The organism is Pantoea vagans (genome assembly GCF_004792415.1).
GTDB lineage: Bacteria > Pseudomonadota > Gammaproteobacteria > Enterobacterales > Enterobacteriaceae > Pantoea > Pantoea vagans.
Genome location: NZ_CP038853.1, coordinates 2,634,829 through 2,658,125 on the forward strand (window position 1 = coordinate 2,634,829; position 23,297 = coordinate 2,658,125).

The 23,297-nt window shown below is 54.1% G+C and carries 23 protein-coding genes and 2 tRNA genes; 13 read left to right on the plus strand and 12 right to left on the minus strand.

What is annotated here, in order from left to right; translation table 11 throughout:
• Window positions 1–42: 42 nt before the first annotated feature.
• Window positions 43–1,416, plus strand: a complete 1,374-nt coding sequence (locus EGO56_RS12495; protein ID WP_135909452.1) for an NAD-dependent succinate-semialdehyde dehydrogenase — start codon at window positions 43–45, stop codon at window positions 1,414–1,416.
• Between the two features lie 65 nt (window positions 1,417–1,481).
• Here the strand turns inward: EGO56_RS12495 and agp are convergent, their stop codons facing one another.
• The 3 genes from agp to EGO56_RS12510 form a co-directional block, all read right to left on the minus strand.
• Window positions 1,482–3,170 carry a bifunctional glucose-1-phosphatase/inositol phosphatase gene (gene agp / locus EGO56_RS12500; RefSeq protein ID WP_185948862.1) on the minus strand — a complete coding sequence of 563 codons (1,689 nt, stop codon included), beginning with the start codon at window positions 3,168–3,170 and terminating at the stop codon, window positions 1,482–1,484.
• Between the two features lie 271 nt (window positions 3,171–3,441).
• A tRNA-Ser gene (locus EGO56_RS12505) sits at window positions 3,442–3,529 on the minus strand.
• A 67-nt stretch (window positions 3,530–3,596) separates the two neighbouring features.
• Window positions 3,597–3,684: transfer RNA gene (locus tag EGO56_RS12510), tRNA-Ser, on the minus strand.
• Window positions 3,685–3,919: 235 nt separating this feature from the next.
• Between EGO56_RS12510 and yccA the strand changes: the two genes are divergently transcribed.
• Both yccA and tusE read left to right on the plus strand, forming a co-directional pair.
• Window positions 3,920–4,573, plus strand: a complete 654-nt coding sequence (yccA, locus tag EGO56_RS12515) for an FtsH protease modulator YccA (protein WP_003850014.1) — start codon at window positions 3,920–3,922, stop codon at window positions 4,571–4,573.
• 105 nt (window positions 4,574–4,678) lie between these two features.
• The gene (tusE, locus tag EGO56_RS12520) at window positions 4,679–5,005 is read left to right on the plus strand and encodes a sulfurtransferase TusE (RefSeq protein WP_033732189.1); all 327 of its coding nucleotides are present in this window, start codon (window positions 4,679–4,681) and stop codon (window positions 5,003–5,005) included.
• Here tusE and yccX read toward each other — a convergent pair whose 3' ends face one another.
• The gene (yccX, locus tag EGO56_RS12525; protein WP_135909457.1) at window positions 5,006–5,284 is read right to left on the minus strand and encodes an acylphosphatase; all 279 of its coding nucleotides are present in this window, start codon (window positions 5,282–5,284) and stop codon (window positions 5,006–5,008) included.
• 85 nt (window positions 5,285–5,369) lie between these two features.
• On the opposite strand from yccX, the gene rlmI reads away from it, so the two are divergent.
• A complete protein-coding gene (rlmI, locus tag EGO56_RS12530; RefSeq protein WP_135909458.1) occupies window positions 5,370–6,560 on the plus strand; it encodes a 23S rRNA (cytosine(1962)-C(5))-methyltransferase RlmI in 1,191 nt (396 codons plus the stop codon).
• Window positions 6,561–6,618: 58 nt separating this feature from the next.
• Entirely contained in the window at window positions 6,619–6,936 is a 318-nt protein-coding gene (gene hspQ / locus EGO56_RS12535) for a heat shock protein HspQ (protein ID WP_013357363.1), read from the plus strand.
• Window positions 6,937–6,970: 34 nt separating this feature from the next.
• Here hspQ and EGO56_RS12540 read toward each other — a convergent pair whose 3' ends face one another.
• Complete coding sequence (locus EGO56_RS12540; protein WP_135909460.1) at window positions 6,971–7,384, minus strand: CoA-binding protein; 414 nt, start codon at window positions 7,382–7,384, stop codon at window positions 6,971–6,973.
• Window positions 7,385–7,560: 176 nt separating this feature from the next.
• On the opposite strand from EGO56_RS12540, the gene EGO56_RS12545 reads away from it, so the two are divergent.
• Window positions 7,561–8,202, plus strand: a complete 642-nt coding sequence (locus tag EGO56_RS12545; protein WP_135909462.1) for a YccT family protein — start codon at window positions 7,561–7,563, stop codon at window positions 8,200–8,202.
• Between the two features lie 69 nt (window positions 8,203–8,271).
• The gene (gene mgsA, locus EGO56_RS12550; protein WP_135909464.1) at window positions 8,272–8,730 is read left to right on the plus strand and encodes a methylglyoxal synthase; all 459 of its coding nucleotides are present in this window, start codon (window positions 8,272–8,274) and stop codon (window positions 8,728–8,730) included.
• Between the two features lies 1 nt (window position 8,731).
• On the opposite strand, the gene helD is transcribed toward mgsA, so the two are convergent.
• Window positions 8,732–10,786 carry a DNA helicase IV gene (gene helD, locus EGO56_RS12555; protein ID WP_135909467.1) on the minus strand — a complete coding sequence of 685 codons (2,055 nt, stop codon included), beginning with the start codon at window positions 10,784–10,786 and terminating at the stop codon, window positions 8,732–8,734.
• 123 nt (window positions 10,787–10,909) lie between these two features.
• On the opposite strand from helD, the gene EGO56_RS12560 reads away from it, so the two are divergent.
• Both EGO56_RS12560 and yccS read left to right on the plus strand, forming a co-directional pair.
• Window positions 10,910–11,350, plus strand: coding sequence for a YccF domain-containing protein (locus EGO56_RS12560; RefSeq protein WP_013357358.1), 441 nt, complete (start codon window positions 10,910–10,912; stop codon window positions 11,348–11,350).
• A complete protein-coding gene (gene yccS, locus EGO56_RS12565; RefSeq protein WP_135909469.1) occupies window positions 11,334–13,493 on the plus strand; it encodes a YccS family putative transporter in 2,160 nt (719 codons plus the stop codon). Before EGO56_RS12560 ends, yccS begins: the two co-directional genes overlap by 17 nt.
• On the opposite strand, the gene EGO56_RS12570 is transcribed toward yccS, so the two are convergent.
• A complete protein-coding gene (locus EGO56_RS12570) occupies window positions 13,490–14,119 on the minus strand; it encodes a TfoX/Sxy family DNA transformation protein (protein WP_135909471.1) in 630 nt (209 codons plus the stop codon). The genes yccS and EGO56_RS12570 overlap by 4 nt on opposite strands.
• A 210-nt stretch (window positions 14,120–14,329) precedes the next feature.
• Between EGO56_RS12570 and sulA the strand changes: the two genes are divergently transcribed.
• Window positions 14,330–14,821, plus strand: a complete 492-nt coding sequence (sulA, locus tag EGO56_RS12575; protein WP_013357355.1) for an SOS-induced cell division inhibitor SulA — start codon at window positions 14,330–14,332, stop codon at window positions 14,819–14,821.
• A gap of 350 nt (window positions 14,822–15,171) precedes the next feature.
• Window positions 15,172–16,242, plus strand: a complete 1,071-nt coding sequence (gene ompA / locus EGO56_RS12580) for a porin OmpA (protein WP_013357354.1) — start codon at window positions 15,172–15,174, stop codon at window positions 16,240–16,242.
• A gap of 92 nt (window positions 16,243–16,334) precedes the next feature.
• Here ompA and matP read toward each other — a convergent pair whose 3' ends face one another.
• Entirely contained in the window at window positions 16,335–16,802 is a 468-nt protein-coding gene (gene matP, locus EGO56_RS12585; protein ID WP_143813132.1) for a macrodomain Ter protein MatP, read from the minus strand.
• A gap of 53 nt (window positions 16,803–16,855) precedes the next feature.
• Between matP and EGO56_RS12590 the strand changes: the two genes are divergently transcribed.
• Window positions 16,856–18,724: an AAA family ATPase gene (locus EGO56_RS12590; RefSeq protein ID WP_135909473.1), complete on the plus strand. Its 1,869-nt coding sequence runs from the start codon at window positions 16,856–16,858 to the stop codon at window positions 18,722–18,724.
• Between the two features lie 68 nt (window positions 18,725–18,792).
• On the plus strand, window positions 18,793–19,311 hold the full coding sequence (fabA, locus tag EGO56_RS12595; RefSeq protein WP_008925876.1) for a bifunctional 3-hydroxydecanoyl-ACP dehydratase/trans-2-decenoyl-ACP isomerase: 519 nt from the start codon (window positions 18,793–18,795) through the stop codon (window positions 19,309–19,311).
• A 68-nt stretch (window positions 19,312–19,379) separates the two neighbouring features.
• Here fabA and rmf read toward each other — a convergent pair whose 3' ends face one another.
• The 4 genes from rmf to pqiA all read right to left on the minus strand — a co-directional run bounded on the left by rmf (window position 19,380) and on the right by pqiA (window position 23,291).
• The gene (gene rmf / locus EGO56_RS12600) at window positions 19,380–19,547 is read right to left on the minus strand and encodes a ribosome modulation factor (protein ID WP_008925875.1); all 168 of its coding nucleotides are present in this window, start codon (window positions 19,545–19,547) and stop codon (window positions 19,380–19,382) included.
• Window positions 19,548–19,826: 279 nt separating this feature from the next.
• Entirely contained in the window at window positions 19,827–20,396 is a 570-nt protein-coding gene (gene pqiC, locus EGO56_RS12605) for a membrane integrity-associated transporter subunit PqiC (protein WP_013357351.1), read from the minus strand.
• Entirely contained in the window at window positions 20,393–22,036 is a 1,644-nt protein-coding gene (gene pqiB, locus EGO56_RS12610) for an intermembrane transport protein PqiB (RefSeq protein ID WP_095707426.1), read from the minus strand. The genes pqiC and pqiB overlap by 4 nt, the downstream gene beginning before the upstream one ends.
• Window positions 22,023–23,291: a membrane integrity-associated transporter subunit PqiA gene (pqiA, locus tag EGO56_RS12615; protein ID WP_135909475.1), complete on the minus strand. Its 1,269-nt coding sequence runs from the start codon at window positions 23,289–23,291 to the stop codon at window positions 22,023–22,025. Before pqiA ends, pqiB begins: the two co-directional genes overlap by 14 nt.
• Window positions 23,292–23,297: the final 6 nt, after the last annotated feature.

The following is a 23,297-nucleotide window of genomic DNA, read 5'->3' on the forward strand; positions in this document are numbered from 1 at the left end:
GGACCTTCCCGCCCTCATTTTTAGCTCACCAAGGAGTACGCTATGTCTTCCTATCAAAGCATTAATCCCGCCAATAACCAGTTGCTGAAAAGTTGGCCGTCGCATGATGAGGCCGCTGTCAGCCATGCCCTGGACGTCGCCGATCGCCTTTTCCACTCATCATGGAGCAAAGGTGAGATCCAGCCACGTCTGCAGGTACTGAAAAAACTGGCTGACCTGATTGATAGCCGCGCGGAAGAACTGGCCACCATCGCCAGTAAAGAGATGGGGAAACTGATTGGTCAGAGCCGTGGCGAAGTGAAAATCTGTTCACAGATTGCCCGCTACTACGCAGAGAATGCAGAACGTATTCTTCAGCCGCAGTCCTATCCCAGCGAGCTGGGCGAAGCCTGGGTTGAGTATCATCCGATTGGCGTGTTAGTCGCCGTCGAGCCGTGGAACTTCCCTTACTATCAGCTGATGCGCGTACTGGCCCCTAACCTGGCGCTGGGTAACCCGGTGCTGGCGAAACATGCCAATATCGTGCCGCACTGTGCCGATGTCTTTGAAAAGCTGGTGCGTGAAGCGGGTGCACCTGAAGGTGCATGGACTAACCTGTTCATCTCAACCGATCAGGTCGCCGATCTGATTGCTGACGACCGGGTTCAGGGCGTTGCTCTGACCGGTTCCGAGCGCGCAGGCAGCGCCGTGGCTGAGCAGGCCGGTAAGCATCTGAAAAAATCGACGCTGGAACTGGGCGGCAATGACGTGTTTGTGGTGCTGGACGATGCCGATCTTGACGAAGCCGTCCGCCAGGGCGTGCAGGCGCGTCTCAGCAACTGCGGCCAGGTCTGTACCGCCGCAAAACGTTTTATTCTGCATGAGAAGATTGCCGATCGCTTTATCAGCCAGTTCAGTGCCGCGCTGAGTGCCGCCACGCTGGGCGATCCGCTGGATGAGAAAACCACGCTTGGCCCGCTCTCTTCCGCTGACGCACGCGACCGTCTGGTGAAACAGGTAAACGAAGCGGTGGCTAATGGTGCAAAACTGGTGACGGGCGGTAAAGCCGTTGAAGGTGAAGGTTGCTTCTATCAGCCCACCATTCTGACCGGCATTACCCCGGATAATCCTGCCTATTATCAGGAGTTCTTCGGCCCGGTGGCGCAGGTTTATGTCGTGGGTGATGATCAGGCGGCTGTGGCGCTGGCGAACGACTCGCACTATGGTCTGGGTGGATCGGTCTGGACTCGTGATATCGCACGCGGTCGTAAACTGGCGTCTGCCATTGAAACCGGCATGGTGTTTATCAACTCCCAGAGCGATACCTCTGCTGAGCTGCCATTTGGTGGTGTGAAACGTTCAGGCTATGGCCGTGAGCTTTCTGATCTTGGCATCAAAGAGTTTGCTAACCAGAAGCTGGTGGTCGTGGCGGGTTAATCGTCCTGCAGCCATAAAAAAACCCCGTCGCGACGGGGTTTTTTATTATCGGCCGGAAAGCGTAATTACTGTGTGGCCACAGCTGCTGACGTTGAATTGTCATTGTGTGCCGTTGCAGGCGCGTTCGCGGCGTCAGCTTTGTCAGTCGTGGCTTTATTGTCACTGGCTGATTCTGCTGCATTGTCGGCTTTCGCTTTCTCAGCGGCGGCTTTTTCTTCTGCTGCTGCTTTGTCAGCTTTTGCCTTTTCAGCCGCGGCTTTCTCAGCTGCAGCCTTATCCGCTTTTGCCTTTTCTGCAGCAGCTTTATCGGCTGCGGCTTTTTCCGCTGCGGCTTTACCCGCCTCTGACTTCTCAGCGGCAGCTTTGTCTGCGTCAGATTTCTCTTTGGCTGAGGTCGCTTTGTCCGCTTCAGCTTTATCGGCTGCAGCATCCTGCGTCGCGGCGGCTTTCGCACTGTCATCGTCAGCCTGAGCTGCCGGTTGTGGTGCCGCAGCAGGCTGCATCGGTGTACCCTGCAGTGCCGCATTCAGCACCTGAGAGAACTGATCCCAGCTGCAATAGCCATTCGCATCGGCCTCACAACCCGCCAGCTGCAACGTCACGCGCTTCGGTGGGTTCTTCAGGCTCAGTACATCCGCATTGCGCAGCTGATCGGCGGTCTGATAGACATACTCCACCTTGAGCAGATCTTTATCGTTTTTCGCATCATGCCAGCGTTCGAAAACAACCTGACCGCCAATTGGCGTTTTTTCATAGGTGTCAGGCAATTCATAAGGCTTAACCTGTAACGCACTCAGCAGTGAAGCGATGTTCGAGTCATGACCAACCATCAGCGTGATTTTCGGTGCGTTGGCTTTGTCCTGATCCACTAACTGACTGCGGATGTAATCCACCAGCGGAGCCGCCACTTCACGGGAAACGTCCGGGCTGGTAAACAGCGCGTCCTGATAACCATTTTTAATCGCTGACAGCTCTTTCCACTGTTCAGGCGTTTTGATCTGGCCCCAGGCAACCTGCTCCAGCGGGAAACCTTCGTAATATTGCAGCGTAAAGGCATCCATCAGCGAATTACCCACTTTCAGCGGGCCACTGACCGTTGGCTCTTTACCGTTTTCAGCGCTGAAGGTGTTCTGACCACTGCTGAGGTCGCACTGCTTTTTATTGTTACAGGCAGGCGAAGCTTTGTAGTCGACAATCTTTTCCAGACGCTGGAAGGCGGGCTTCAGTGACAGTTTCTCATTGGCGGCGGCCATGGCGGCCAGCGCTTTTTTATTGAAGGCTTCACTGTCATCGGTGATGACCGGATTGAATACGGGATCCATGGAGCCCATTTCATCCTGATGCGTGACGGCAACGTCACAGCCAGGAAAGGCACCATTGACGAAGAACTGCGCGGTAGCGACAGTGCGCTGCAGGCTGTTCGCGTAAACAAAGACGTTATTGCTGTCAGGGCAGCTGCCGTTCTTCACCAGGCCCTGCTGTGCCAACCACTGACGGGTGTAGTTACCCATGTAGACTTCCAGCACGCCACCTTTGGTGGTCAGCTGTCCGCCGGGAACATCCCACTGCGGCCAGCTCTTTTTGGTCGACTGCTCCAGCACGCTGCCATTATCGGCCAGCGGCGCACGCAGATTGTGACGGCTTAACATCAGCACCTGTTGCAGCTGCATATCGCCATCAGCAGCAAATGCTACCGTTCCGACCGGCAATGCAGCGAGCACTGACAATGCGCAAAGACTCAGTTTCTTGATCATTGTGCCTATTCCATTCATTCAGTAAAGAAACACTCTGGCTATCAACCGATTAGCTCGCCTCAGAGCGATGTATTTAACAGTGTAACTCAGCTCGCCTCAGAAAAGCGCCAGATGTTTGCAAAAACAGTGAGTGGACTATAGCAGAGATGCATCGGGCAGATGAATGCGCAGCCGCGCGTCATCGGAAGAGGCGTGCTTTTTTCGGACTGGAGGAAAAAACCGGAATGGCAGAAACGAAACAGGCCAGCACTATGTGCTGGCCTGTAAAATGTGGCGGAGGAGGAGAGATTCGAACTCTCGGATGGTTTCCCATCGGCGGTTTTCAAGACCGCTGCCTTAAGCCGCTCGGCCACCCCTCCGTTTTGAAACTGTACTGCTTCGGTAAACTTACTGATCTTACCGCTTTATTGCCCGTGGCAGATAAAGTGGCGGAGGAGGAGAGATTCGAACTCTCGGATGGTTTCCCATCGGCGGTTTTCAAGACCGCTGCCTTAAGCCGCTCGGCCACCCCTCCGCAATGACGCGCACTATAAACATCCCGTTTAGCGATGTAAAGCGTCTATCTGTCTATTCGCCTGAAAAACAGCCAGATTGTGATTTTTCGCTGTGAAAATCGCCACTCTGCTCAAACAATTAGCAGAATAGCGCGTAAAGAAGGGTAAAACGCCTTTTCCCTCTTTAATGGCCTGCGTATTCTCGGCACATATTTAGTGTTCTGCTGATTAGTGTTCTGCTTAAAGGAGCGCAACATGGAAAGAATTGTCACCTCATCGCAGTCCTCACTGCTGTCAACGCACAGAGTTCTGCGTAATACCTATTTTCTGCTGGGACTGACCCTGGCCTTTTCCGCGGTGACGGCGACAGCCAGCACCCTGCTGGCCCTGCCTGCGCCGGGTCTGATCCTGATGCTGGTCGGCTTTTATGGCTTAATGTTTTTAACCTACCGTCTGGCGAACAGCCCGATGGGTATTCTGGCCGCGTTTGCGTTTACCGGCTTCCTGGGATATTGCCTGGGTCCTATCCTGAGTTCATTCCTGACCGCAGGCATGGGCGACGTGATAGCGCTGGCACTGGGCGGTACGGCGCTGGTGTTCTTCTGCTGTTCTGCCTATGTGCTGACGACCCGTCGTGATATGTCCTTCCTGGGCGGCATGATGATGGCTGGCTTTGTAGTGCTGCTGGTGGCGGTGGTCGCGAATATCTTCCTGCAGCTGCCTGCGCTGCATCTGGCTATCAGCGCCCTGTTCATTCTGTTCTCTGCCGGTGCCATTTTGTGGGAAACCAGCAACATCATTCATGGTGGCGAAACCAACTACATTCGGGCGACGGTCAGCCTCTATGTTTCGCTCTATAACATCTTCGTCAGTCTGCTGAGCCTGCTGGGTTTTGCCCGCAGCAACTAACCGGCAGTGACAGTCAGCCTGTGAAACCCCGCTTCGGCGGGGTTTTTGCTTTTACTGTCCGCCAGGTTTGCTAAACTGCGCCGTCATTTATAGAGAGGACGTCACGTGAATTTTAACGGTAACGAAATCGCCGTCGATGCCGAAGGCTATCTGAAGAGTATCGACGACTGGAGTGAGGCGCTGGCGGCGCACATCGCGGAACAGGAAGGGCTTACCATGACTGAAGCACACTGGGAAGTGGTCCATTTCGTGCGCGCCTTTTATCTGGAATTTAACACCTCACCTGCCGTGCGGATGCTGGTAAAGGCAATGGCGCAGAAGTATGGGGAAGAGAAAGGCAACAGCCGCTACCTGTTTCGCCTCTTCCCGGAAGGACCCGCTAAACAGGCGACGAAAATCGCCGGCCTGCCTAAACCGGCGAAATGCCTGTAGTTAACCGGTTTTAAAATCGCGGGGCGGTTCTGCGGGCTGGTGTGGCTCCACCAGCACCTTATCCACGCGCGCACCGCGGGGTCCGCCCGCTTTAAGCCAGGCAATCAGCGCTTCAACCTGCTCCGCCTCGCCCCAGGCCAGCACCTCAACGCTGCCGTCATCCAGATTTCGCGCGTAGCCCAGTACGCCCAAGGTCCTGGCTTCGGCCTGCGTACTGTAACGAAACCCGACGCCCTGGACGCGGCCATGAACCCATGCTTTGAAACAGGCTGCTGACATTATTCTCTCCTGCTGCTGTTCGTTGCAATTTCCCGTTATCCACCGGACAATGGCGCCTCATTTTTTCAGGTAAGCATAGCAAACTATGACAGTCAGATTGATTCTCGCAAAGGGACGTGAAAAGTCCCTGCTCCGTCGCCATCCATGGGTCTTTTCAGGTGCCGTTGCACGTCTGGAAGGTAAAGCGCAACTGGGTGAAACCATTGACGTGTGTGACAGCAACGGTAAATGGCTGGCGCGTGCCGCTTATTCACCCGAGTCGCAGATTCGCGCCCGCGTCTGGAGCTGGCAGGCCGATGAATCCATCGATATCGCCTTCTTTGTCCGCCGTTTTGAACAGGCGCAGCAGTGGCGCAAATGGCTGGCGGCCCGCGATGGCCTGGATAGCTATCGCCTGATCGCTGGTGAATCAGATGGCTTACCGGGCGTCACCATCGATCGCTTTGGCAACTTTTTAGTGCTTCAGCTGCTTTCAGCAGGCGCGGAATATCAGCGCGCGGCGATCATCACCGCTCTGCAGCAGTGTTTCCCTGGCTGCGCCATCTATGACCGGTCTGACGTCGCTGTGCGTAAGAAAGAGGGGCTGGAGTTGACGCAGGGCACCGTCACTGGTGAACTGCCCCCGCCGCTGCTGCCGATTACTGAGCATGGCATGAAGCTGCTGGTTGATATTCAGGGCGGCCATAAAACCGGCTATTACCTTGATCAGCGTGACAGCCGTTTTGCCACGCGTCGTTACGCGCAGGATGCCCGCGTGCTTAACTGCTTCTCTTATACGGGCGGTTTCGCGGTTTCTGCACTGATGGGCGGCTGTAAAGAAGTGATCAGCGTGGACACCTCACAGGAAGCGCTGGACGTTGCCCGTCAGAACGTTGAACTGAATGAACTGGATCTCTCCCGTGCGCGCTTTGAGCGTGATGATGTGTTCAAACTGTTGCGCCGCTATCGTGACAGTGGCGAGAAATTCGATCTGATCATTATGGATCCGCCGAAGTTCGTCGAAAACAAAAGCCAGTTGATGGGTGCCTGTCGCGGCTATAAAGATATTAATATGCTCGCCATTCAGTTACTAAATCCGGGCGGCGTCTTAATGACCTACTCCTGCTCCGGTCTGATGGCCACCGATCTGTTCCAGAAGATTATCGCGGATGCGGCGCTGGATGCGGGCCGCGAAGTGCAGTTTATTGAGCAGTTCCGGCAGGCAGCGGATCATCCGGTCATCGCCAGCTATCCGGAAGGTCTCTATCTGAAAGGTTTCGCCTGCCGCGTGATGTGACTTGAAAAATCAGCTCCAGCCCCCATATCGGAAAGAGAGCTTTTTTTCGGAGGTCACTATGATTGCCAGTAAATTTGGTATTGGTCAGCAGGTTCGTCATCGTTTGTCCGGCGTTCTGGGCGTTATTGTCGATGTCGATCCTGAATACTCGTTAGATGAGCCTAAAATTGAAGAGGTTGGTGCGGAAGAGAAAATGCGCACTGCGCCCTGGTATCATGTGGTGATGGAAGATGAGGAAGGCGATCAGGTGCACACCTATGTTGCCGAAATTCAGCTTTCCGGTGAAACCAGCATTGAACATCCAGAGCAGCCATCAATGGATGAGCTGGCAGCGTCAGTACGTCAGCAATTACAGGCACCTCATCTGCGGCATTAATTTGTGGCGGCACGCTCTGCCGCCACGCTAATTTTTAACGCGTTATCCCCAGACGCGGAATCTCAATCTTCGGGCAGCGATCCATAATCACCGTCATGCCTGCATCCTGTGCCAGTACCGCCGCCTGCTCATTAATCACACCCAGCTGCAGCCACAATGTTTTTGCCCCTGCGGCAATGGCTTCCTGCGCCACGCCCCACGCGGCTTCTGAATTGCGAAAGACATCTACCATATCAATCTCGCCCGGTACTTCCGCCAGGCTGGCGTAAGCCTGCTGCCCCAGCAGGGTTTTGCCGGCCAGTTTCGGGCTGACCGGGATCACCTCATAGCCCTGATCGAGCAGATATTTCATCACACCATAACTGGGACGGTCGGGACGATCGCTTGCCCCCACTAAGGCGATACGTTGGGTACGCGTCAGCACATCGCGAATTGTCTGGTCGTTCATCTTTATCTCCTTTCAGGTCAGTGTTGAGTGTAGTTTGGCGCATGCTTCAACAGTTAAGACCCTGACGAAATTAATTGAACCCGCGCACGAATAAATATGTTTAAATGTAAATTAACTGCCATAATGTAAGAATTTGCTACACGTCATCCTTTGCGTCACCACTTACCGGAGTTGAAATGAAGCTGTCGCTGGCCGTAACGGGGTTACTTACACTCCTTGTTTCGGCGTCCTGTTCTGCCATCACATTAAAGCTCGATCCCCAAATCGATCTGCTGGTGCTGGATGGTCGAAAAATTTCAGGCTCGCTCCTCAAAGGAGCAGACAGCTTAGAGCTGGATCGCGGTCAGCATCAGTTTCTGTTTCGGGTAGAGCAGCAACGCAAAGGGCAGAAAGAGAGTATGATCGCTTATCAGTCTGCGCCGATGATCGTTACCTTTACTGCCGTGGCCAAAACCATCACCATCCGGTTGCCTGCGCTGGAGACAAAACGTGAGCGTTATCATTTTGACCGCAGTCTGAATTTTCAGCTGGTGGATGAGAAAGGCAATGAGATCACCAGCGTGCGTGACCACCTGCCGGCCACCGCGACAGCGGATATGGAAAAAGCGATGCTGAATTACAATCGCACCCATCAGATTGCCTCAGTACCCCGGTTTGCAAATTCCGCTTCTTCTACGCCCTCTTCTTCCCGCCTCACCGCCGATCTTGACTGGACAACCCAGGCCGAACTGCCTTCGCTGCATCGCTGGTTTCACCGCTTCGATGAAGCTACGCGTCAGCAATTTCTGACACTGGTCAAAATGCTGCGTACGAGTTGATAGCATTAAAGGGCCAGAGGTAAACTCGTGCTTTCTCTTCTTGCGCATGAGCCTTATCAGGACGCTTTTATGGAACAGACTTTTCGTACCCTTGGCACCACAAAACATATTGCGCTGGTCGCCCATGACCACTGCAAAACTGCCCTGCTTGAATGGGTTAAACAAAACCAGCCCGCACTTGAACCACACATCCTCTATGCGACCGGCACCACCGGCAATCTGATCAATCGCGATACCGGCCTGAATGTCACAGCCATGCTGAGCGGCCCGATGGGTGGCGATCAGCAGGTCGGCGCGCTGATCTCGGAAGGAAAAATTGATGCGCTGATTTTTTTCTGGGATCCGCTCAACGCCGTGCCGCACGATCCGGATGTGAAAGCCCTGCTGCGTCTGGCGACCGTCTGGAATATCCCGGTCGCCACGAACCGCTCCACAGCGGATTTTATTATTCAGTCACCACTGTTTGCGCAAAACGTTGAGATTATGATCCCCGACTATCAGCGCTATCTGGCCGATCGTCTGAAATAACTCAGGCTTTACGCAGTACGGGTACGCCCAGTTCGCGGAAGTGATCGACAAACGGTGACGGCGCGGCCTTATCAAACATCAGAAAGACCTGCTGGCGCGCGCGCGTCAGCGCCACATAGGCCAGACGGCGCTCTTCCGCATCCGGAAACGCTTCGGGCTGAGGTAACAGGCCCTGTTCGATAATCGACTCGCGTACTTCCGCCGGGAAGCCCTCTTTGCCCTGCTGCAATCCCACCAGAATAACGTAATCCGCCTGCTGACCTTTGCTGGCATGGATTGTCATGAATTCCAGATTGAGTTTCGGCCAGCGGGTTCTGGCTTTATCGAGCAGTTCTGGTCGCAGATAGTGATAGCGCGCCAGTAGCAGAATGCGCTCTTCAGGCTTCGCATAACCGCTGAGTTTGTTCAGCAGGGCTTCCAGCTGATCCTCCGCCAGCAGCGAAATCGACTTTTTATTGCCTTTGGTGACGCTGTTCAGCGGTTTTGCCAGCTGCTGCGGGTTCTGCTGAATAAACCGGTTAGCAATGTCACCAATGCGGTCGTTAAAGCGGTAGGTGGTGTCCAGCACGCACCGATCGCCCTCACCGAAGTAGTGATGAAATGCGGTAGTCAGCGTCATCTCTGCACCGCTGAAGCGGTAGATAGCCTGCCAGTCATCGCCAACCGCAAACAGCGCAGTGCGCTTATTTTGCTTGCGCAGTGCGCTGAGCAATGCGGCACGCTGAGGCGAGATATCCTGGAATTCATCCACCAGAATGTGTTTCCACGGACTGATAAACCGTCCTTTTTCCAGAATCGCAATGGCCTGGTGAATCAGTCCCGAAAAATCGACCGCGCCCTCCTCTTTCAGCGCGCTTTTCCACGCTTTCAGCAGGGGTGCCATCAGTTTGATGCGTTTACTGAAGTGATCCCGAATCTCTTCCGGCACATCCGCGATCATGGCCGCCTGTGCGCCGCCATGCATGCGCATCAGACCGAGCCAGCGCTCCAGACGTGACGCCAGCCGGTTTGCCAGCCTCTCGTCCTCCCAGAATGGCCCTTCCGGTAACTCCCACTCCAGTTCGTCACGGAGCCACTGACGCCAGCCGTTTGCCATCGCCTTTTTCTCATGGCACTGCTGCCGCCACTCTCTGATTAGCAGCGTACGACGCGCATCCGCATCGCTCTCGAGCTTACTGATAACCGGCTGCTTATTGCTGCCTTCACGAATAATATGCAGAGCCAGAGAATGAAAAGTCCGTGCCTGGATGTCACCCACAGAGAGCCGGGACTGAATACGTGCGTTCATCTCTTCAGCCGCCTGGCGACCAAACGCCAGCAACAGAATTTGATCGGCGCTGGCCAGTCTGCGCTCCATTAACCAGCCTGCACGGGCCACCAGCACCGAGGTTTTACCGCTGCCCGCACCGGCCAGCACCAGCAGAGAATCCTCGCCATTAACCACCGCCTCACACTGCGACTGATTGAGTGGTGTGCTCTCGACGCTGGCGAAGAACGCCTGATAGCGGGTCAGCATGGCGGCAGTCCAGTCGCGGTTTCGCTGCCGCAATGCCGACTCACCCTGATCCAGCCAGCGCTGGCAAAATGCCAGATTATCGCGGCAGTCAGGAAAATCGTTTAAGCGGGTGAGCGGCATCGGTAACGCGTCGAACTGTTTGAGAATCTTTGTCTTCAGCGCCTGCAGCTCGTGGCGATTCAGCCAGCGATCCTGCGCGCTAAACGTCCCGATTTCGTCGCGCAGTGACTGGAGCACCTCGCGGCACACCGCACTCATCTCCAGACTCCAGTTCTGCCAGGCCTGCATCAGATAGTGGTGAAAGCGCTGCGTCTCCTGCCATTCCGTTCCGTGCAGCCGGACCACTTTTTCATCGGTCAGCAAAAATTCCAGCTCGCCCCATACCAGCCCGCGCTTGCAGGCAATATCCAGTAACTGGTTAAAGGGGATCAGATACTCATGCTTATCGCCACTGACTTCGACACCCGCTGTCAGCAGACGAACACGGTTATAAGGATGCTGGGCAAGCCGTTTGCCCATTGAGGTTGCTTTCAGTTCCACGCCGACACCAATGTCAGATAACAGGATTAGGGGGAGTTTACCTGTCAGACCCTTGGCGCTCCAGCCTTAAAACAGGCTAAACTTGGCGTCACATCTTGCGGAATGCAAAAGGAAAAGAAGATCATGCGCACCGTTTTAAATATTCTTAATTTTGTCCTGGGCGGCTTTTTCACCACCCTGAGCTGGCTGTTTGCCACCCTAATCAGCATCGTGCTGGTTTTTACCCTGCCACTGACCCGCTCCTGCTGGGAAATCACCAAACTTTCACTGCTGCCATTTGGCAACGAGGCGGTACATGTTGATGTGCTGCGCCCTGAAAGTAAGAGCCACATAATGAATACCGGCGGGACCTTCCTGAATATCTTCTGGCTGATATTCTTCGGCTGGTGGCTCTGCCTTTCGCATATCTCCGTCGGGATTGTGCAGTGCATCAGCATCATTGGTATTCCGGTAGGAATTGCGAACTTTAAGATCGCCGCCATCGCGCTCTGGCCGGTTGGACGCCGGGTGGTGTCAGTGGAAGAGGCGCGTGCTGCGCGCGAAGCCAATGCCCGTCGCTATTAATACGATGTCAGATGCCGTGCCAGGCTGGCGGAAATATCTGTTTAACAGTACCTGGCGCTATCTGCTGCGGATCCTGTTTGCGCTGAGTGGCTGCGCTGCCATCCCCTGGTGGCTGCATCAGATTGAGTGGACCATCCCCCTGACGCTGGGGGTGGTCGCGGCTGCGCTGGCCGATCTTGATGATCGCCTGGCCGGTCGTCTGAAGAATCTGCTGATTACCCTGCTCTGCTTCTGCTTCGCCTCGGTTTCCGTTGAACTGCTGTTTCCCTGGCCGTTCGCTTTTATTATCGGGCTGGCCATTTCGACCTGGGGCTTTATTCTGCTGGGTGCCTTGGGGCAGCGCTACGCCACTATCGCTTTTGGCGCGCTGCTGATTGCGGTCTATACCATGCTCGGCATCGGGCTGTTCAGCCAGTGGTACATGCAGCCGATGCTGCTGCTGGTCGGTGCGCTGTGGTACAACCTGCTAACCCTGCTGGGTCATCTGATGTTCCCGGTCCGTCCGGTCCAGGAACAGCTGGCGGGCAGCTTTTCACAACTGGCGCGCTACCTTGATGCCAAAGCGAATCTGTTCGATCCCGATGCGGGCGAGCAGGATGATGCGGCGTTTATCGATGCAGCGATGGTGAACAGCCAGTTAGTGGCGCAGCTCAATCTGACCAAAACCACGCTGCAGAGCCGTCTGCGCGGCGATCGCGGGTCGCGCGGCACCCGTCGCAGTCTGCACTACTACTTTGTGGCGCAGGATATTCATGAACGCGCCAGCTCTTCTCATCTGCAATATCACCTGCTGCGCGGCGACTGGCGCTATAACGAAATTCTGTTTCGCTTTCAGCGCCTGCTGAATATGCAGGCACAGGCCTGTCGCCAGCTGGCTCATTGCATCCTGATGCGTGAAAGATGGGTACATGACAGCCGCTTTGAGCGTGCATTTGAACGCCTGCAGAAAGCGATTGAACGGCTTGAACAGCATGAGCCTGAGGCCGCGCATACCCGCGCGCTGTTCTGGCTGCTGCGTAACCTGCGCGCCATTGACGCACAGCTTGCTTCCATTGAATCAGAGCAGACGCTGGCCGGGGAAGATCCACAGCACAGTGACAATTTGCTGTCGCGCGAAGGGTTAAGTGGCTGGAGTGATATCCGGCTGCGCTTCAGCCGTCATCTTTCTCCCGCGTCGGCGCTGTTCCGGCATGCGGTTCGCATGTCAGTGGTGCTCTGTATTGGATACGGCTTCATTCAGATAACCGGACTCGAGCGGGGATACTGGATTTTGCTGACCAGCCTGTTTGTCTGCCAGCCCAACTATAACGCAACGCAGCGACGCCTTGCCTTGCGCATCGGCGGAACGCTGGCAGGGATTGCGATTGGTTTACCCGTTTTATGGCTGGTACCCTCCATTGAAGGACAGTTAATCCTGATTGTGATTACCGGTGTGCTGTTCTTCGCTTTCAGGCAGGTTCAGTATGCGCAGGCTACGCTGTTTATCACTCTGCTGGTGCTGCTTTGCTTTAACCTGTTAGGTGAAGGGTTTGAAGTCGCCCTGCCCCGTGTCGTGGATACCTTACTCGGTTGTGGTCTGGCCTGGCTGGCTGTCGCCTTTATCTGGCCTGACTGGCGCTTTCGTCAACTGCCAGCGGTGGCAGAGCGAACCCTGAAAGCGAACTGTCGCTATCTGGATGCAATCATGGAGCAATATCATCAGGGTAAAGATAACCGGCTTGCCTATCGTATCGCCCGCCGTGATGCGCATAATGCGGATGCTGAACTCGCCTCTGTCGTCTCAAACATGAGCAGTGAAAGTCGCACCAGCCAGAAGCTGCGTGAGTCAGCTTTTCAGTTGCTCTGCTCCAATCACTCATTTCTGAGCTACATTTCCGCGCTGGGCGCTCACCGCGATAAAATTACTGCGCCGGACCTGCTCACCTTACTGGATGATACGGTTTGCTATGTCGAAGATGTGCTCCAGACGGACGTGGTCAGCGATGAACATGTTGAAACGATGCGCCAGCAACTGGCTCAGCGAATCAGCCAGCTGGCTGCAGATGCAGATACGCGTGCGCCGCTGGTGCTCCAGCAACTCGGTCTGCTGGTAGCATTAATGCCCGATGTGGCTCGCCTGCGCCGCACGCTTATTACTGACTAGCTGTCACTGCTTCTGAGGTCCGGGTTGGATAAAAGCGTGCGCTGGAACCATGCATTCAGCTCCGCCCGGGTTGCCTGCGGCAGCGCAGCCGCATGGTGGCCCATAATAGCCCCCTGCAGCGCCAGTAATGTCTGAAACCCCACATGCTGGTTAATCGCTTTTAGCTTCAGCCAGCACTGTTTGGCTCCTATCTGATAGAGATGATTGACGCTCATCACGCCCGCCTCAAAGAGCATCATCTCCATGCGTATGCTGAGATTAGGCAAATCTTTCAGCCGCGGAGAGGCTTGCCTGTTCTGCAACTCCAGTTGCGCCGTCTCTAAAGAGGCGGCAGAGAGCGCCAGCAGATGGTCAGAGTCGCGCCATAATGCCTCATCAACCCTGAAGTAATTAAGGCTGACCAGTTTTCCCCGCTTGCGAAAAATTAAGGGTTGCAGCGGGCGATCGGCAATGTACTCGCGCAAAGGTTCACTGGCCCGCAGATAGAGTTCGTCTTTATTAATTAAGGCAAAAACCACACTTTCGACAGCCAGAGCGTACCCCCCAAACTGGGTGCGGGACTCTATCGGTCCCAACGGGGCCAGACGCGTTCTGGAGCGCTCTACGACTGGGTTCACCTTTTTCATTGCACCACCTCCATGTCAGAAATATTTCTTAAATTGCCTTGGGTATCAGGCAATTAGAAGATAGAAAAAAGTGTCAGCTGGTTCAATGAATAAATAGTGCTTCAACTAATCTTGTCGCGTTTTTGCGAGGCGTTTTCAGAAATTTGGGTTGATCTTTATCCAGGATGACAGTACTGTATATTCATACAGTCAACTGCTGGTGATTAACTTATGCGAACCCAACATCCTGATAATGCACGCTATGCTCATCATTACGCGTCCTCTTCCGTTCCGGCCTCTCAGGGCGGTGGAATTACTGAGTTACGCTGCAGCGAGCAGCCCGGTATGATGCAGATGCTGTTGTTGCCATTATTACAGCAGCTGAGTCAGCAATCACGCTGGCAGTTGTGGCTGACACCGGCACATAAACTGAATCGCACCTGGATGCAGGAGTCGGGATTACCGCTGGATAAAAGTATGCATATCGCCGATTCTGAACGTCTGAATGCGGTGGAGGCGATGGTCAAGGCACTACGCACAGGAAATTACAGTGTCGTTCTGGCATGGATTCCTTATGACCTTGACGAAGATGAACGCCGTCAACTTGAAAATGCGGCGGCAGAGGGTGAAGCGCTGGGTTTGATTTTACGGGCAAGCGGGACATCGGAAGCGCCTCTCAGACCGCAAAGTGCGATAAAAATTCAGTCGGATTTGTTTCATTAAGTAAAAATCAGAAGTTTCCCAAGCTATTTTTCTTATCTGTCGTCGCTAAACCACTGATTCTGTTAGTTCGAGCTGTGACAATGGTTTAGCAGGTTTTTAAGGCTTTTTGCCGCGACAATACTACCAGGCTAATTGTTAGAAATTGTGTATAAATCGCTGTTTTTTTACAGAAGCGCCTCACATCATACTTGTAAGTTTCCAATCTCGTTGTAGACTTTATCTCGCCAGGGTGCTCAATAACCTCCGTTTTTTGCGGTAGAGTCATAAGCGAGCGTTTTGACCCGGCGAAGGATTTAAACCAAGAGCAACCTTTTTGCTCATTGCCTATTTGGATGATAACGAGGCGCAAAATGAAAAAGACAGCTATCGCAATTGCAGTGGCACTGGCTGGCTTCGCTACCGTAGCGCAGGCCGCTCCGAAAGATGACACCTGGTACACCGGTGCTAAACTGGGCTGGTCTCAGTATCACGACACTGGTTACTACGGTAACGGTTACGAGAACAACAACGGTCCAACTCATGAAAGCCAGCTGGGCGCAGGTGCGTTCGTTGGTTATCAGGCAAACCCATACCTGGGCTTCGAGCTGGGCTATGACTGGCTGGGCCGCATGCCTAACAAAGGTACTGTGACTAACGGCGCATTCAAAGCACAAGGCGTTCAGCTGGCTGCTAAACTGAGCTACCCAATCTATGACGATCTGGACGTGTATACTCGTCTGGGCGGCATGGTATGGCGTGCAGATGCAACGCAGACTAACCCAACGACTGGCCGCATCAGTGACCACGACACCGGCGTATCTCCGCTGGCTGCAGTTGGTGTTGAATATGCACTGACCAAAAACTGGGCTACCCGTCTGGATTACCAGTGGGTTAACAACATCGGTGATGCACAGACTGTTGGTACCCGTCCAGACAATGGCATGCTGAGCGTAGGCGTTTCATACCGCTTCGGTCAGGATGACGTCGCTGCTCCGGCTCCAGCTCCGGCTCCAGCACCAGCACCAGTTGTTGAAACCAAGCGTTTCACTTTGAAGTCTGACGTTCTGTTCACCTTCAACAAATCTACCCTGAAGCCAGAAGGCCAGCAGGCTCTGGATCAGCTGTACAGCCAGCTGAGCTCAATGGATCCTAAAGATGGTTCCGTTGTCGTACTGGGCTTCACCGATCGCATCGGTTCAGAGCAGTACAACCAGAAACTGTCTGAGAAACGTGCTCAGTCAGTCGTAGATTACCTGGTATCTAAAGGTATCCCTTCTAACAAGATCTCTGCACGTGGCATGGGTAAATCTAACCCAGTTACCGGCAACACCTGTGACAGCGTGAAAGGCCGTAATGCCCTGATCGATTGCCTGTCTCCGGACCGTCGTGTAGAAATCGATGTTAAAGGCATCAAAGACGTTGTAACTCAGCCACAGGCTTAAGTTCACATGTCATAAAAAACCCCGCTGAGGCGGGGTTTTTTTATGCCAGTAATCGTTCTGTCAGCGCACACACTCTGAAATCCCCTGCCCGCTTACTCGCTCTCTGAACCCGATTTACCCAGAATCGCCTGCAAATCCTGCTTCAGACTCGACATCTGAGTAGCATATTTCTCTTTGCGTTCCGCATCTTCTATCAGCTGAACAATCGTTTCTGAAAGCGTGCAGCCGCGCCGCTGAGCCAGACCTGCCAGCCGCTGCCAGACCAGATACTCCAGGTCTATCGATTTTTTACGGGTGTGCTGATGTTCGGCGTTGAAATGGCGTTTCCGCCGGGCACGGATGGTCTGCTTCAGTCGGTTATCAAGATCGGAATGAATATGTTCTGCAATCCACTCATTCACCGTCACCGGATTGTTTTCCATCGCCAGCAGTTTATCCACTGCCGCCTGCGCCGCGCTTAACTCAAGGTGACGCGTGATCAGTTCACCTTCCCGATGTTTTTTCACCAGGTATTTCCACTTCCATCCACATTCAAGATTTTCGAGTTGCTGGTATTTCATCGGAATCTCATCGTGATCACGTAACGGGCTAAGAATAACAGCTTTTTTCCCGGATGCAGCAACGAAAAACATGCTGCCATCATCACATCTTCAACAGGAAGTCTGCAGTGCTTAACAAGGGTGAATCCTGTATAATCTCGCTTTTCTTAAAACAGACAAATGCGATTATTTTGACCAGCACTCAACTTACGTGGCAGACCTTACAGCCGGATAGCGCACAATACCAATCCGTTTTCTCCCGAATTGCTGATGAAGAAACTGATGCTCTGGCAACGGTACAGCCCCGGTTGCTGAATGCGCTGGCGCATTTACATCACCAGACGCAGGGATTCCCGTTACTGCTGGTTCGAAGCCAGGAGAATCGCGATTATCTGACCTTTATCGTTCAGGCCGCGCAGCGGGTCATGACTGACAGTACCACTCTGTCCGGCGGTGATTACCATATCATGGCTGACAACGTCACGCTTCAGCCCCCTTCCGATCCGCAACGCCCATTCACCAGTCAGGGTGGTATTCACTTTGCTGAGTGGATTGAGATGGAGCAGTTATTTGGCTGCGTGCGCCAGTATAAAGATCGCATCCAGCTCGAGCCAGGGCTTATCCATCGCGCCAATGGCGGTACGCTGGTACTGTCACTGCGTAGCCTGCTGACGCAGCCGATTCTCTGGCTGCGCCTGAAAAAGTGTATTGAGCAAGGTTATGTTGAGTGGACATCTCAGGATGAACGCCGGCCGCTGCCTGTCTCGATTCCTACGTTGCCACTCAACCTTAACCTGGTCCTGTGCGGCGACCGGGAAGCGCTGGCGGATTTTCAGGAGCTAGACCCTGAAGCGCATGAAATGGCCATCTATACTGAATTTGAAGAGAACATTCAGATTGTGGATGAAGATGACATGCTGGCCTGGTGTCGCTGGAACGCTGAACTGGCGCAACAGGCTGGCCTGCCCCTGCCGGAAGCGGACTTCTGGCCAGAGCTGATTAAAGAAGGTGTCCGGTACAGCGGCGATCAGGATACCCTGCCACTCTGCCCGCGCTGGCTGCAGCGTCAGATGCGCGAGTCGGCCCTGATGGGCGATGCACTCGATGCCGAAGCGCTGCGTGATGCGCTTGAAGCGCGCTTGTGGCGCGAGAATTATCTCAATGAACGGATGCGTGATGAGATCCTGCTGCGACAGATTCTGATTGAAACCGAAGGCGAAGTGGTCGGTCAGATTAACGGCCTGTCGGTCGTGGAATATGCTGGCCACCCCCGCGCCTGGGGCGATCCCTCTCGTATTACCTGCGTGGTTCATCCCGGCGATGGCGAGTTCATGGATATTGAGCGCAAAGCGGAGCTGGGCGGAAACATTCATGCTAAAGGCATGATGATCATGCAGGCATTTCTGATCGCCGAGCTGGAGCTCGATCAGCAACTGCCCTTCTCAGCCTCAATGGTCTTTGAGCAATCCTATTCCGAGGTCGACGGTGATAGCGCTTCGCTGGCTGAACTCTGTGCCTTAATCAGCGCGCTGGCGAATCAGCCGATCAATCAGCAAATCGCCGTGACTGGCTCAGTCGATCAATTTGGTAACGTACAACCAGTTGGCGGACTGAATGAGAAGATCGAAGGCTTCTTTGATATCTGTCATCAGCGTGAACTGACGGGTCAGCAGGGTGTAATTATTCCTGCCTGCAACGTACGCCATCTCAGTCTTAACCAGGCCGTTGTGACAGCGGTTGAACAGGGTCGCTTCCATATCTGGGCGATCGACCGTGCTGATGAAGCGCTACCGCTCCTGACTGGTAAAATCTGGAGTACTGAAGATGGTCAGGGCGACTGCCTGCTGAATACCATCCAGGAACGCATTAGCTTGTTTAACCAGCCGGACGTGCCGCAACGTCCCTGGGCGCTCCGCTGGCTTAACTGGTTCAACCACCGTTAATCCGATTTGCTCAGCGTACAACTGTTCGCTAATATTCGTGATTCACTAAAACAAGGCTTATTGAAAACATGGTAGATAAACGCGAATCCTATACCAAAGAAGATCTGATTCTGTCAGGTCGTGGTGAACTGTTTGGCGAAAATGGTCCGCCGCTTCCATCTGGCAACATGCTGATGATGGACCGCGTGGTCAAAATGACCGAAGACGGCGGCAAATATGATAAAGGCTTTGTTGAAGCGGAGCTGGATATCAATCCCGATCTCTGGTTCTTCGGCTGTCACTTTATTGGCGATCCGGTGATGCCGGGTTGTCTGGGCCTGGATGCCATGTGGCAGCTGGTCGGTTTCTATCTGGGCTGGCTGGGCGGCGAAGGTAAAGGTCGCGCGCTGGGCGTGGGTGAAGTGAAATTCACCGGACAGGTCCTGCCAGAAGCGAAGAAAGTCACTTACCGCATTCACTTCAAACGCGTCATTAATCGCAAACTGGTGATGGGCGTGGCAGATGGTGAAGTGCTGGTTGACGGTAATCTGATCTATACCGCCAGCGATCTGAAAGTCGGCCTGTTTAAAGATACCGCCGCTTTCTAAGCGTTTCCCCCGGAAACAAAAACCTCCGCGCATGGCGGAGGTTATATTCCCTTTTCAGTGACATCCGGTTATGCAGCTACCGACCTGTCCTCCATGGCTTGTCGCCAACCTCCCAACCAGTGAGACTTAGCGTCAATCAACTGATACGGACACATCTCTTTTGAGCGTCCAGTAATGCCTGCCTGATAACCACGTGAATGGGCGCGTTCGAGGCGGTCTCGTTTCTGTCTCTTCATACTCCGTGTCCCTCATGTAAGGTCTGTGGAATCTGGTGGAAAGAAAAGTGGTGAATTAATGTTCAACCACCCTTATGTTCTACCTCCTGCGCACCCAAAGATCAATGCCCAATCTTCATGCCAGTGTCATAAATGTGACCTTAATCGGTAAAATTAAGGACGTTTTGTGATGCATCCGCCAGCACTATCTTTCTGAATAAGCTAATAAAAAAGCCCCTGAACAATGTCGATAAAGCACAACTATCGTTCAGGGGCTTAGCTTATTTATTCACATCAATCTTAATTTAACGCAACCACACTATTAGCAATCTTCTGTGCGGTCTGCTGCCAGCCCGCCGCCAGCGTTCTGACCATTGCATCGTAGCCATCTTCAGTCTGCGGCAGCACGAGGTTAAACGCCTGTTTGGTCAGGCGACCCTGATGTTCCAGCGTCCATTCGCCACTGACAATCGCTTTGCCATCGTAGCGTCCCTGGAAGCCTGTAATGGTTACATTCAGCGTGTCGTGCTGCGCGCCTAACGGTGAGCCCGCCACTAATCGGCCAGGCAGCGCCTTGCTCAGATTAGTAATCAGCGTTTGCTGTAACTGCTGATCAAGCGGGCTGGCCCAGAGATTATTCGCGGCGATAACATATTTGACATCGCTGGTCTGGTAAACCAGTCCATTACCTGCCAGATAGTCCGGCACCGTCACCTGCTGCACCCATAACATCGGCTGCGCTTCATTCAGCTGACTGCTGGTGACCTGCATGGACGCCGCCCCGGAGGGCAGCTGATACCAGGTATTGTCAACGCTGCTGCTGCACGCACTCAACACCAGCGCGGCACAAAGTATCAATCCTTTTTTCACTGTTTCGCCCTCTTCGGCTGGGGATCCTGTCCCGGTTTCGCCTCAAATACCAGCGCATTGCTCTTGGTGTTCAGCGTTCTCAACACCGGCTGGAGTTCACGCAACACCTGATCCAGCCGCTGCATATCGCCGACCAGCTTGCTGTAGGCAGGCGAACCTGGCTGCAGGCCCTTCATGCTGCGGTTCAGCTCGCGCAAGGTCTGCTGCAGATCTTCCGGCAGCGTTTTCATGGCCGGGCTGGCGGTGACTTTGTTGATGTTGTCGATGGTGCGCTGCAGATCACGCATCGTTTTCTGGCTCTCTTTCAGCGTACCCGTCGCTTCATTGACCATACCGTTCAGTGGCAGACTGTTAATCTTATCCAGCGCCGCCATCAGCTTCTGCTGAATCTGGCTCAGGCCGCCGCTGACCGTTGGGATCACTTCATAGCCAGAAACTTTCTGTGGCCCTTTGTAAGCTGGCGCATTGTCATAGAAGTCGAGATCGACATAGAGCGCGCCTGACAACAGGTTGCCGGTTTTCAGCGTTGCGCGCAGGCCACGTTTTTTACCATCCTGAAGATGCTGTTCCAGATCGAAGTTTTCACCCAGTCGGCTGATAAAGCGATCCGGCTCAATGCGGATTAGCACCGGCACGCGGTAATCATTATTCAGTGCCTGATCCAGGCCCGCTTTCATCAGCGGCGCTTCGGAGACGGTACCCAGACGAATGCCACGGAACTCAACCGGCGCACCCGCCTGCAGACCCCGAATCGAGTCAGAGAAGAACATCACGTAGTCGATATGGTTGGTGTAGAGCGAGTCCTGAATGCTGCGCTGATCGTCAAACAGATGGTAGTCAGACTTGTTCTGCGCGGGCTCGCCCAGCTCCCAGCCATCCGGCACGTCAAAACTGACACCGCCGCTGAATAGCGTGGTAAGCGATCCCATTTCAACCCGCATCCCTGAAGCGGACATATCCACGGCGATGCCGCTGTCCTTCCAGAAACGTACGTTGGTGGTAATCAGGCGATCGTAGGGTGCAGCGACAAACAGCTGATAGGTCATCATACGTTTGTCAGTATCAAATACGCTGGTCTCAACCGTACCGACACGGTAGCCACGGAACAGCACCGGATCACCCGGATTAAGCTGGCCTGCCTTTTTGCTGTCCAGTACGATACGAATACCTTTGGCATCCGGTGGCGCTAACGGCGGCGCATCCAGCAGCTTAAATTGTTCAGGTGGCTGTTTTTTGGTGCCGGGCTGCAGTTCGATATACGCACCTGACAGCAGCGTGCCAAGCCCGCTGATCCCTTCACGTCCCACCTGCGGTTTCACTACCCAGAACACGCTGTCGCTGTGCAGCAGTTTTTCCATGCCCGCATTCAGACGCGCTTTGATTTCCACATGGTGAAGATCGTCGCTTAAGACCGCGCTCTCTACTACGCCGACATCGACGCTGCGACTTTTAATCGTGGTTTTACCGGCAACAATGCCTTCGGCATTTTCGGTAATTAAAGTGACTTCAGGCCCCTGATGGCTGAAGTGATAAAAGAGGATCCATCCGCCGATTAACAGCGTAACGATGGGGACAATCCAGACCGGCGACCAGCGCTTAATCTGTTCCACCTTTGCATGGCCGTGGTTAGTTTCCGTCAAGGCGCGACTCCTTCATATTGTTTTCGCGTACACGATCCCAGGTTAATCGCGGGTCAAAGGTCATAGCAGCGATCATGGTAATAATCACCACCATCGCAAACAATACTGCCCCCCACGCGGGATAAACATTCATTAATTGCCCCATACGCACCAGCGCAGAGAGCACGGCAATCACAAACACGTCGATCATTGACCAGCGGCCAACAAATTCGACCACTTCATAAATTTTATGCATCTTATGACTGTCACGCCGCCCGCGTCCGCTGGCATCCCAGCAGAGCCAGCCGATTGCCAGCATCTTCAGCGTCGGCACCATGATACTGGCGATAAAGATCACCAGCGCCACCGGATAGGAGCCATCGCCCCACAGCACAATGACCCCCGCCATAATATTTGAGGGATAAGCCGTGCCAAGGGTTTCCGTCACCATGATCGGCAACAGGTTAGCCGGGATATAAAGCAGTATTGAGGTGAACAGCAGCGCCAGCGTCCATTGCAGGCTGTGCTTACGCCGCGCCTGGGCGGTGACGCCGCAGCGCGGACAGGTGTGCTCGGCTTCCGGCAGAATGGCGGTACAGCAGGGGCAGGAGCGCAGGCCCTGCTCTAAACCACTGATGCCCACTTCGGGTGGATGAGAGATGGCGGGTCGCGGGGAAAGACTGTCCCATAAGCCCCGCCGATCAACGCACTGAAAGGCGCGCAGCTGCAGCAGGCAGAACAGCACCCACGGCCAGAAGCTGGTTTCCAGTCCGATATCACCATAGGCCATCAGCTTGACGAAGCTGACCAAAACGCCCGCCATAAAAATTTCTGCCATGCCCCAGTTACGCAGCTGAAACAGGATACGCGCCAGACCAGTTTTGAGGCGGACGGGCAGAGGGACAGGATTGACCAGCAGAATAATGGTGACCATGCAGAAGGTCGGAACCGCCTGCACAAACAGCAGAAACAGTGTCGCCAGGCTGCTGTAATCTTCCGTCACCATGACCTGGGGGATCTGCGACAGCGTAATCTGGCTGGTCAGCCCCGCCACTTTCATGGAGACAAAAGGAAACAGATTCGCCAGCAGCAGCATAAAGAGTGCCGCCAGCGCATAGCCCGTCGGCCGTTTACGTGGTTCGTGCCAGTTGGCCGTCAGGGAAGTATGGCAGCGCGGGCATGACGCACGGCTGCCAACGGGAATGTCCGGCAGCTTAATCATTAAATCGCATTGTGGACAGAGCATCCACGCGTTACTTTTCACTGCTGAACACATCCGTTA

Bases quoted from the DNA above. Each gene is read 5' to 3' on its own strand.
- EGO56_RS12495 (WP_135909452.1), top strand. From the start codon at position 43: ATGTCTTCCTATCAAAGCATTAATCCCGCCAATAACCAGTTGCTGAAA.
- agp (WP_185948862.1), bottom strand. From the start codon at position 3,170: ATGATCAAGAAACTGAGTCTTTGCGCATTGTCAGTGCTCGCTGCATTG.
- yccA (WP_003850014.1), top strand. From the start codon at position 3,920: ATGGAAAGAATTGTCACCTCATCGCAGTCCTCACTGCTGTCAACGCAC.
- yccX (WP_135909457.1), bottom strand. From the start codon at position 5,284: ATGTCAGCAGCCTGTTTCAAAGCATGGGTTCATGGCCGCGTCCAGGGC.
- rlmI (WP_135909458.1), top strand. From the start codon at position 5,370: ATGACAGTCAGATTGATTCTCGCAAAGGGACGTGAAAAGTCCCTGCTC.
- hspQ (WP_013357363.1), top strand. From the start codon at position 6,619: ATGATTGCCAGTAAATTTGGTATTGGTCAGCAGGTTCGTCATCGTTTG.
- EGO56_RS12540 (WP_135909460.1), bottom strand. From the start codon at position 7,384: ATGAACGACCAGACAATTCGCGATGTGCTGACGCGTACCCAACGTATC.
- EGO56_RS12545 (WP_135909462.1), top strand. From the start codon at position 7,561: ATGAAGCTGTCGCTGGCCGTAACGGGGTTACTTACACTCCTTGTTTCG.
- mgsA (WP_135909464.1), top strand. From the start codon at position 8,272: ATGGAACAGACTTTTCGTACCCTTGGCACCACAAAACATATTGCGCTG.
- EGO56_RS12560 (WP_013357358.1), top strand. From the start codon at position 10,910: ATGCGCACCGTTTTAAATATTCTTAATTTTGTCCTGGGCGGCTTTTTC.
- yccS (WP_135909469.1), top strand. From the start codon at position 11,334: ATGCCCGTCGCTATTAATACGATGTCAGATGCCGTGCCAGGCTGGCGG.
- EGO56_RS12570 (WP_135909471.1), bottom strand. From the start codon at position 14,119: ATGAAAAAGGTGAACCCAGTCGTAGAGCGCTCCAGAACGCGTCTGGCC.
- sulA (WP_013357355.1), top strand. From the start codon at position 14,330: ATGCGAACCCAACATCCTGATAATGCACGCTATGCTCATCATTACGCG.
- ompA (WP_013357354.1), top strand. From the start codon at position 15,172: ATGAAAAAGACAGCTATCGCAATTGCAGTGGCACTGGCTGGCTTCGCT.
- matP (WP_143813132.1), bottom strand. From the start codon at position 16,802: ATGAAATACCAGCAACTCGAAAATCTTGAATGTGGATGGAAGTGGAAA.
- EGO56_RS12590 (WP_135909473.1), top strand. From the start codon at position 16,856: ATGCAGCAACGAAAAACATGCTGCCATCATCACATCTTCAACAGGAAG.
- fabA (WP_008925876.1), top strand. From the start codon at position 18,793: ATGGTAGATAAACGCGAATCCTATACCAAAGAAGATCTGATTCTGTCA.
- rmf (WP_008925875.1), bottom strand. From the start codon at position 19,547: ATGAAGAGACAGAAACGAGACCGCCTCGAACGCGCCCATTCACGTGGT.
- pqiA (WP_135909475.1), bottom strand. From the start codon at position 23,291: ATGTGTTCAGCAGTGAAAAGTAACGCGTGGATGCTCTGTCCACAATGC.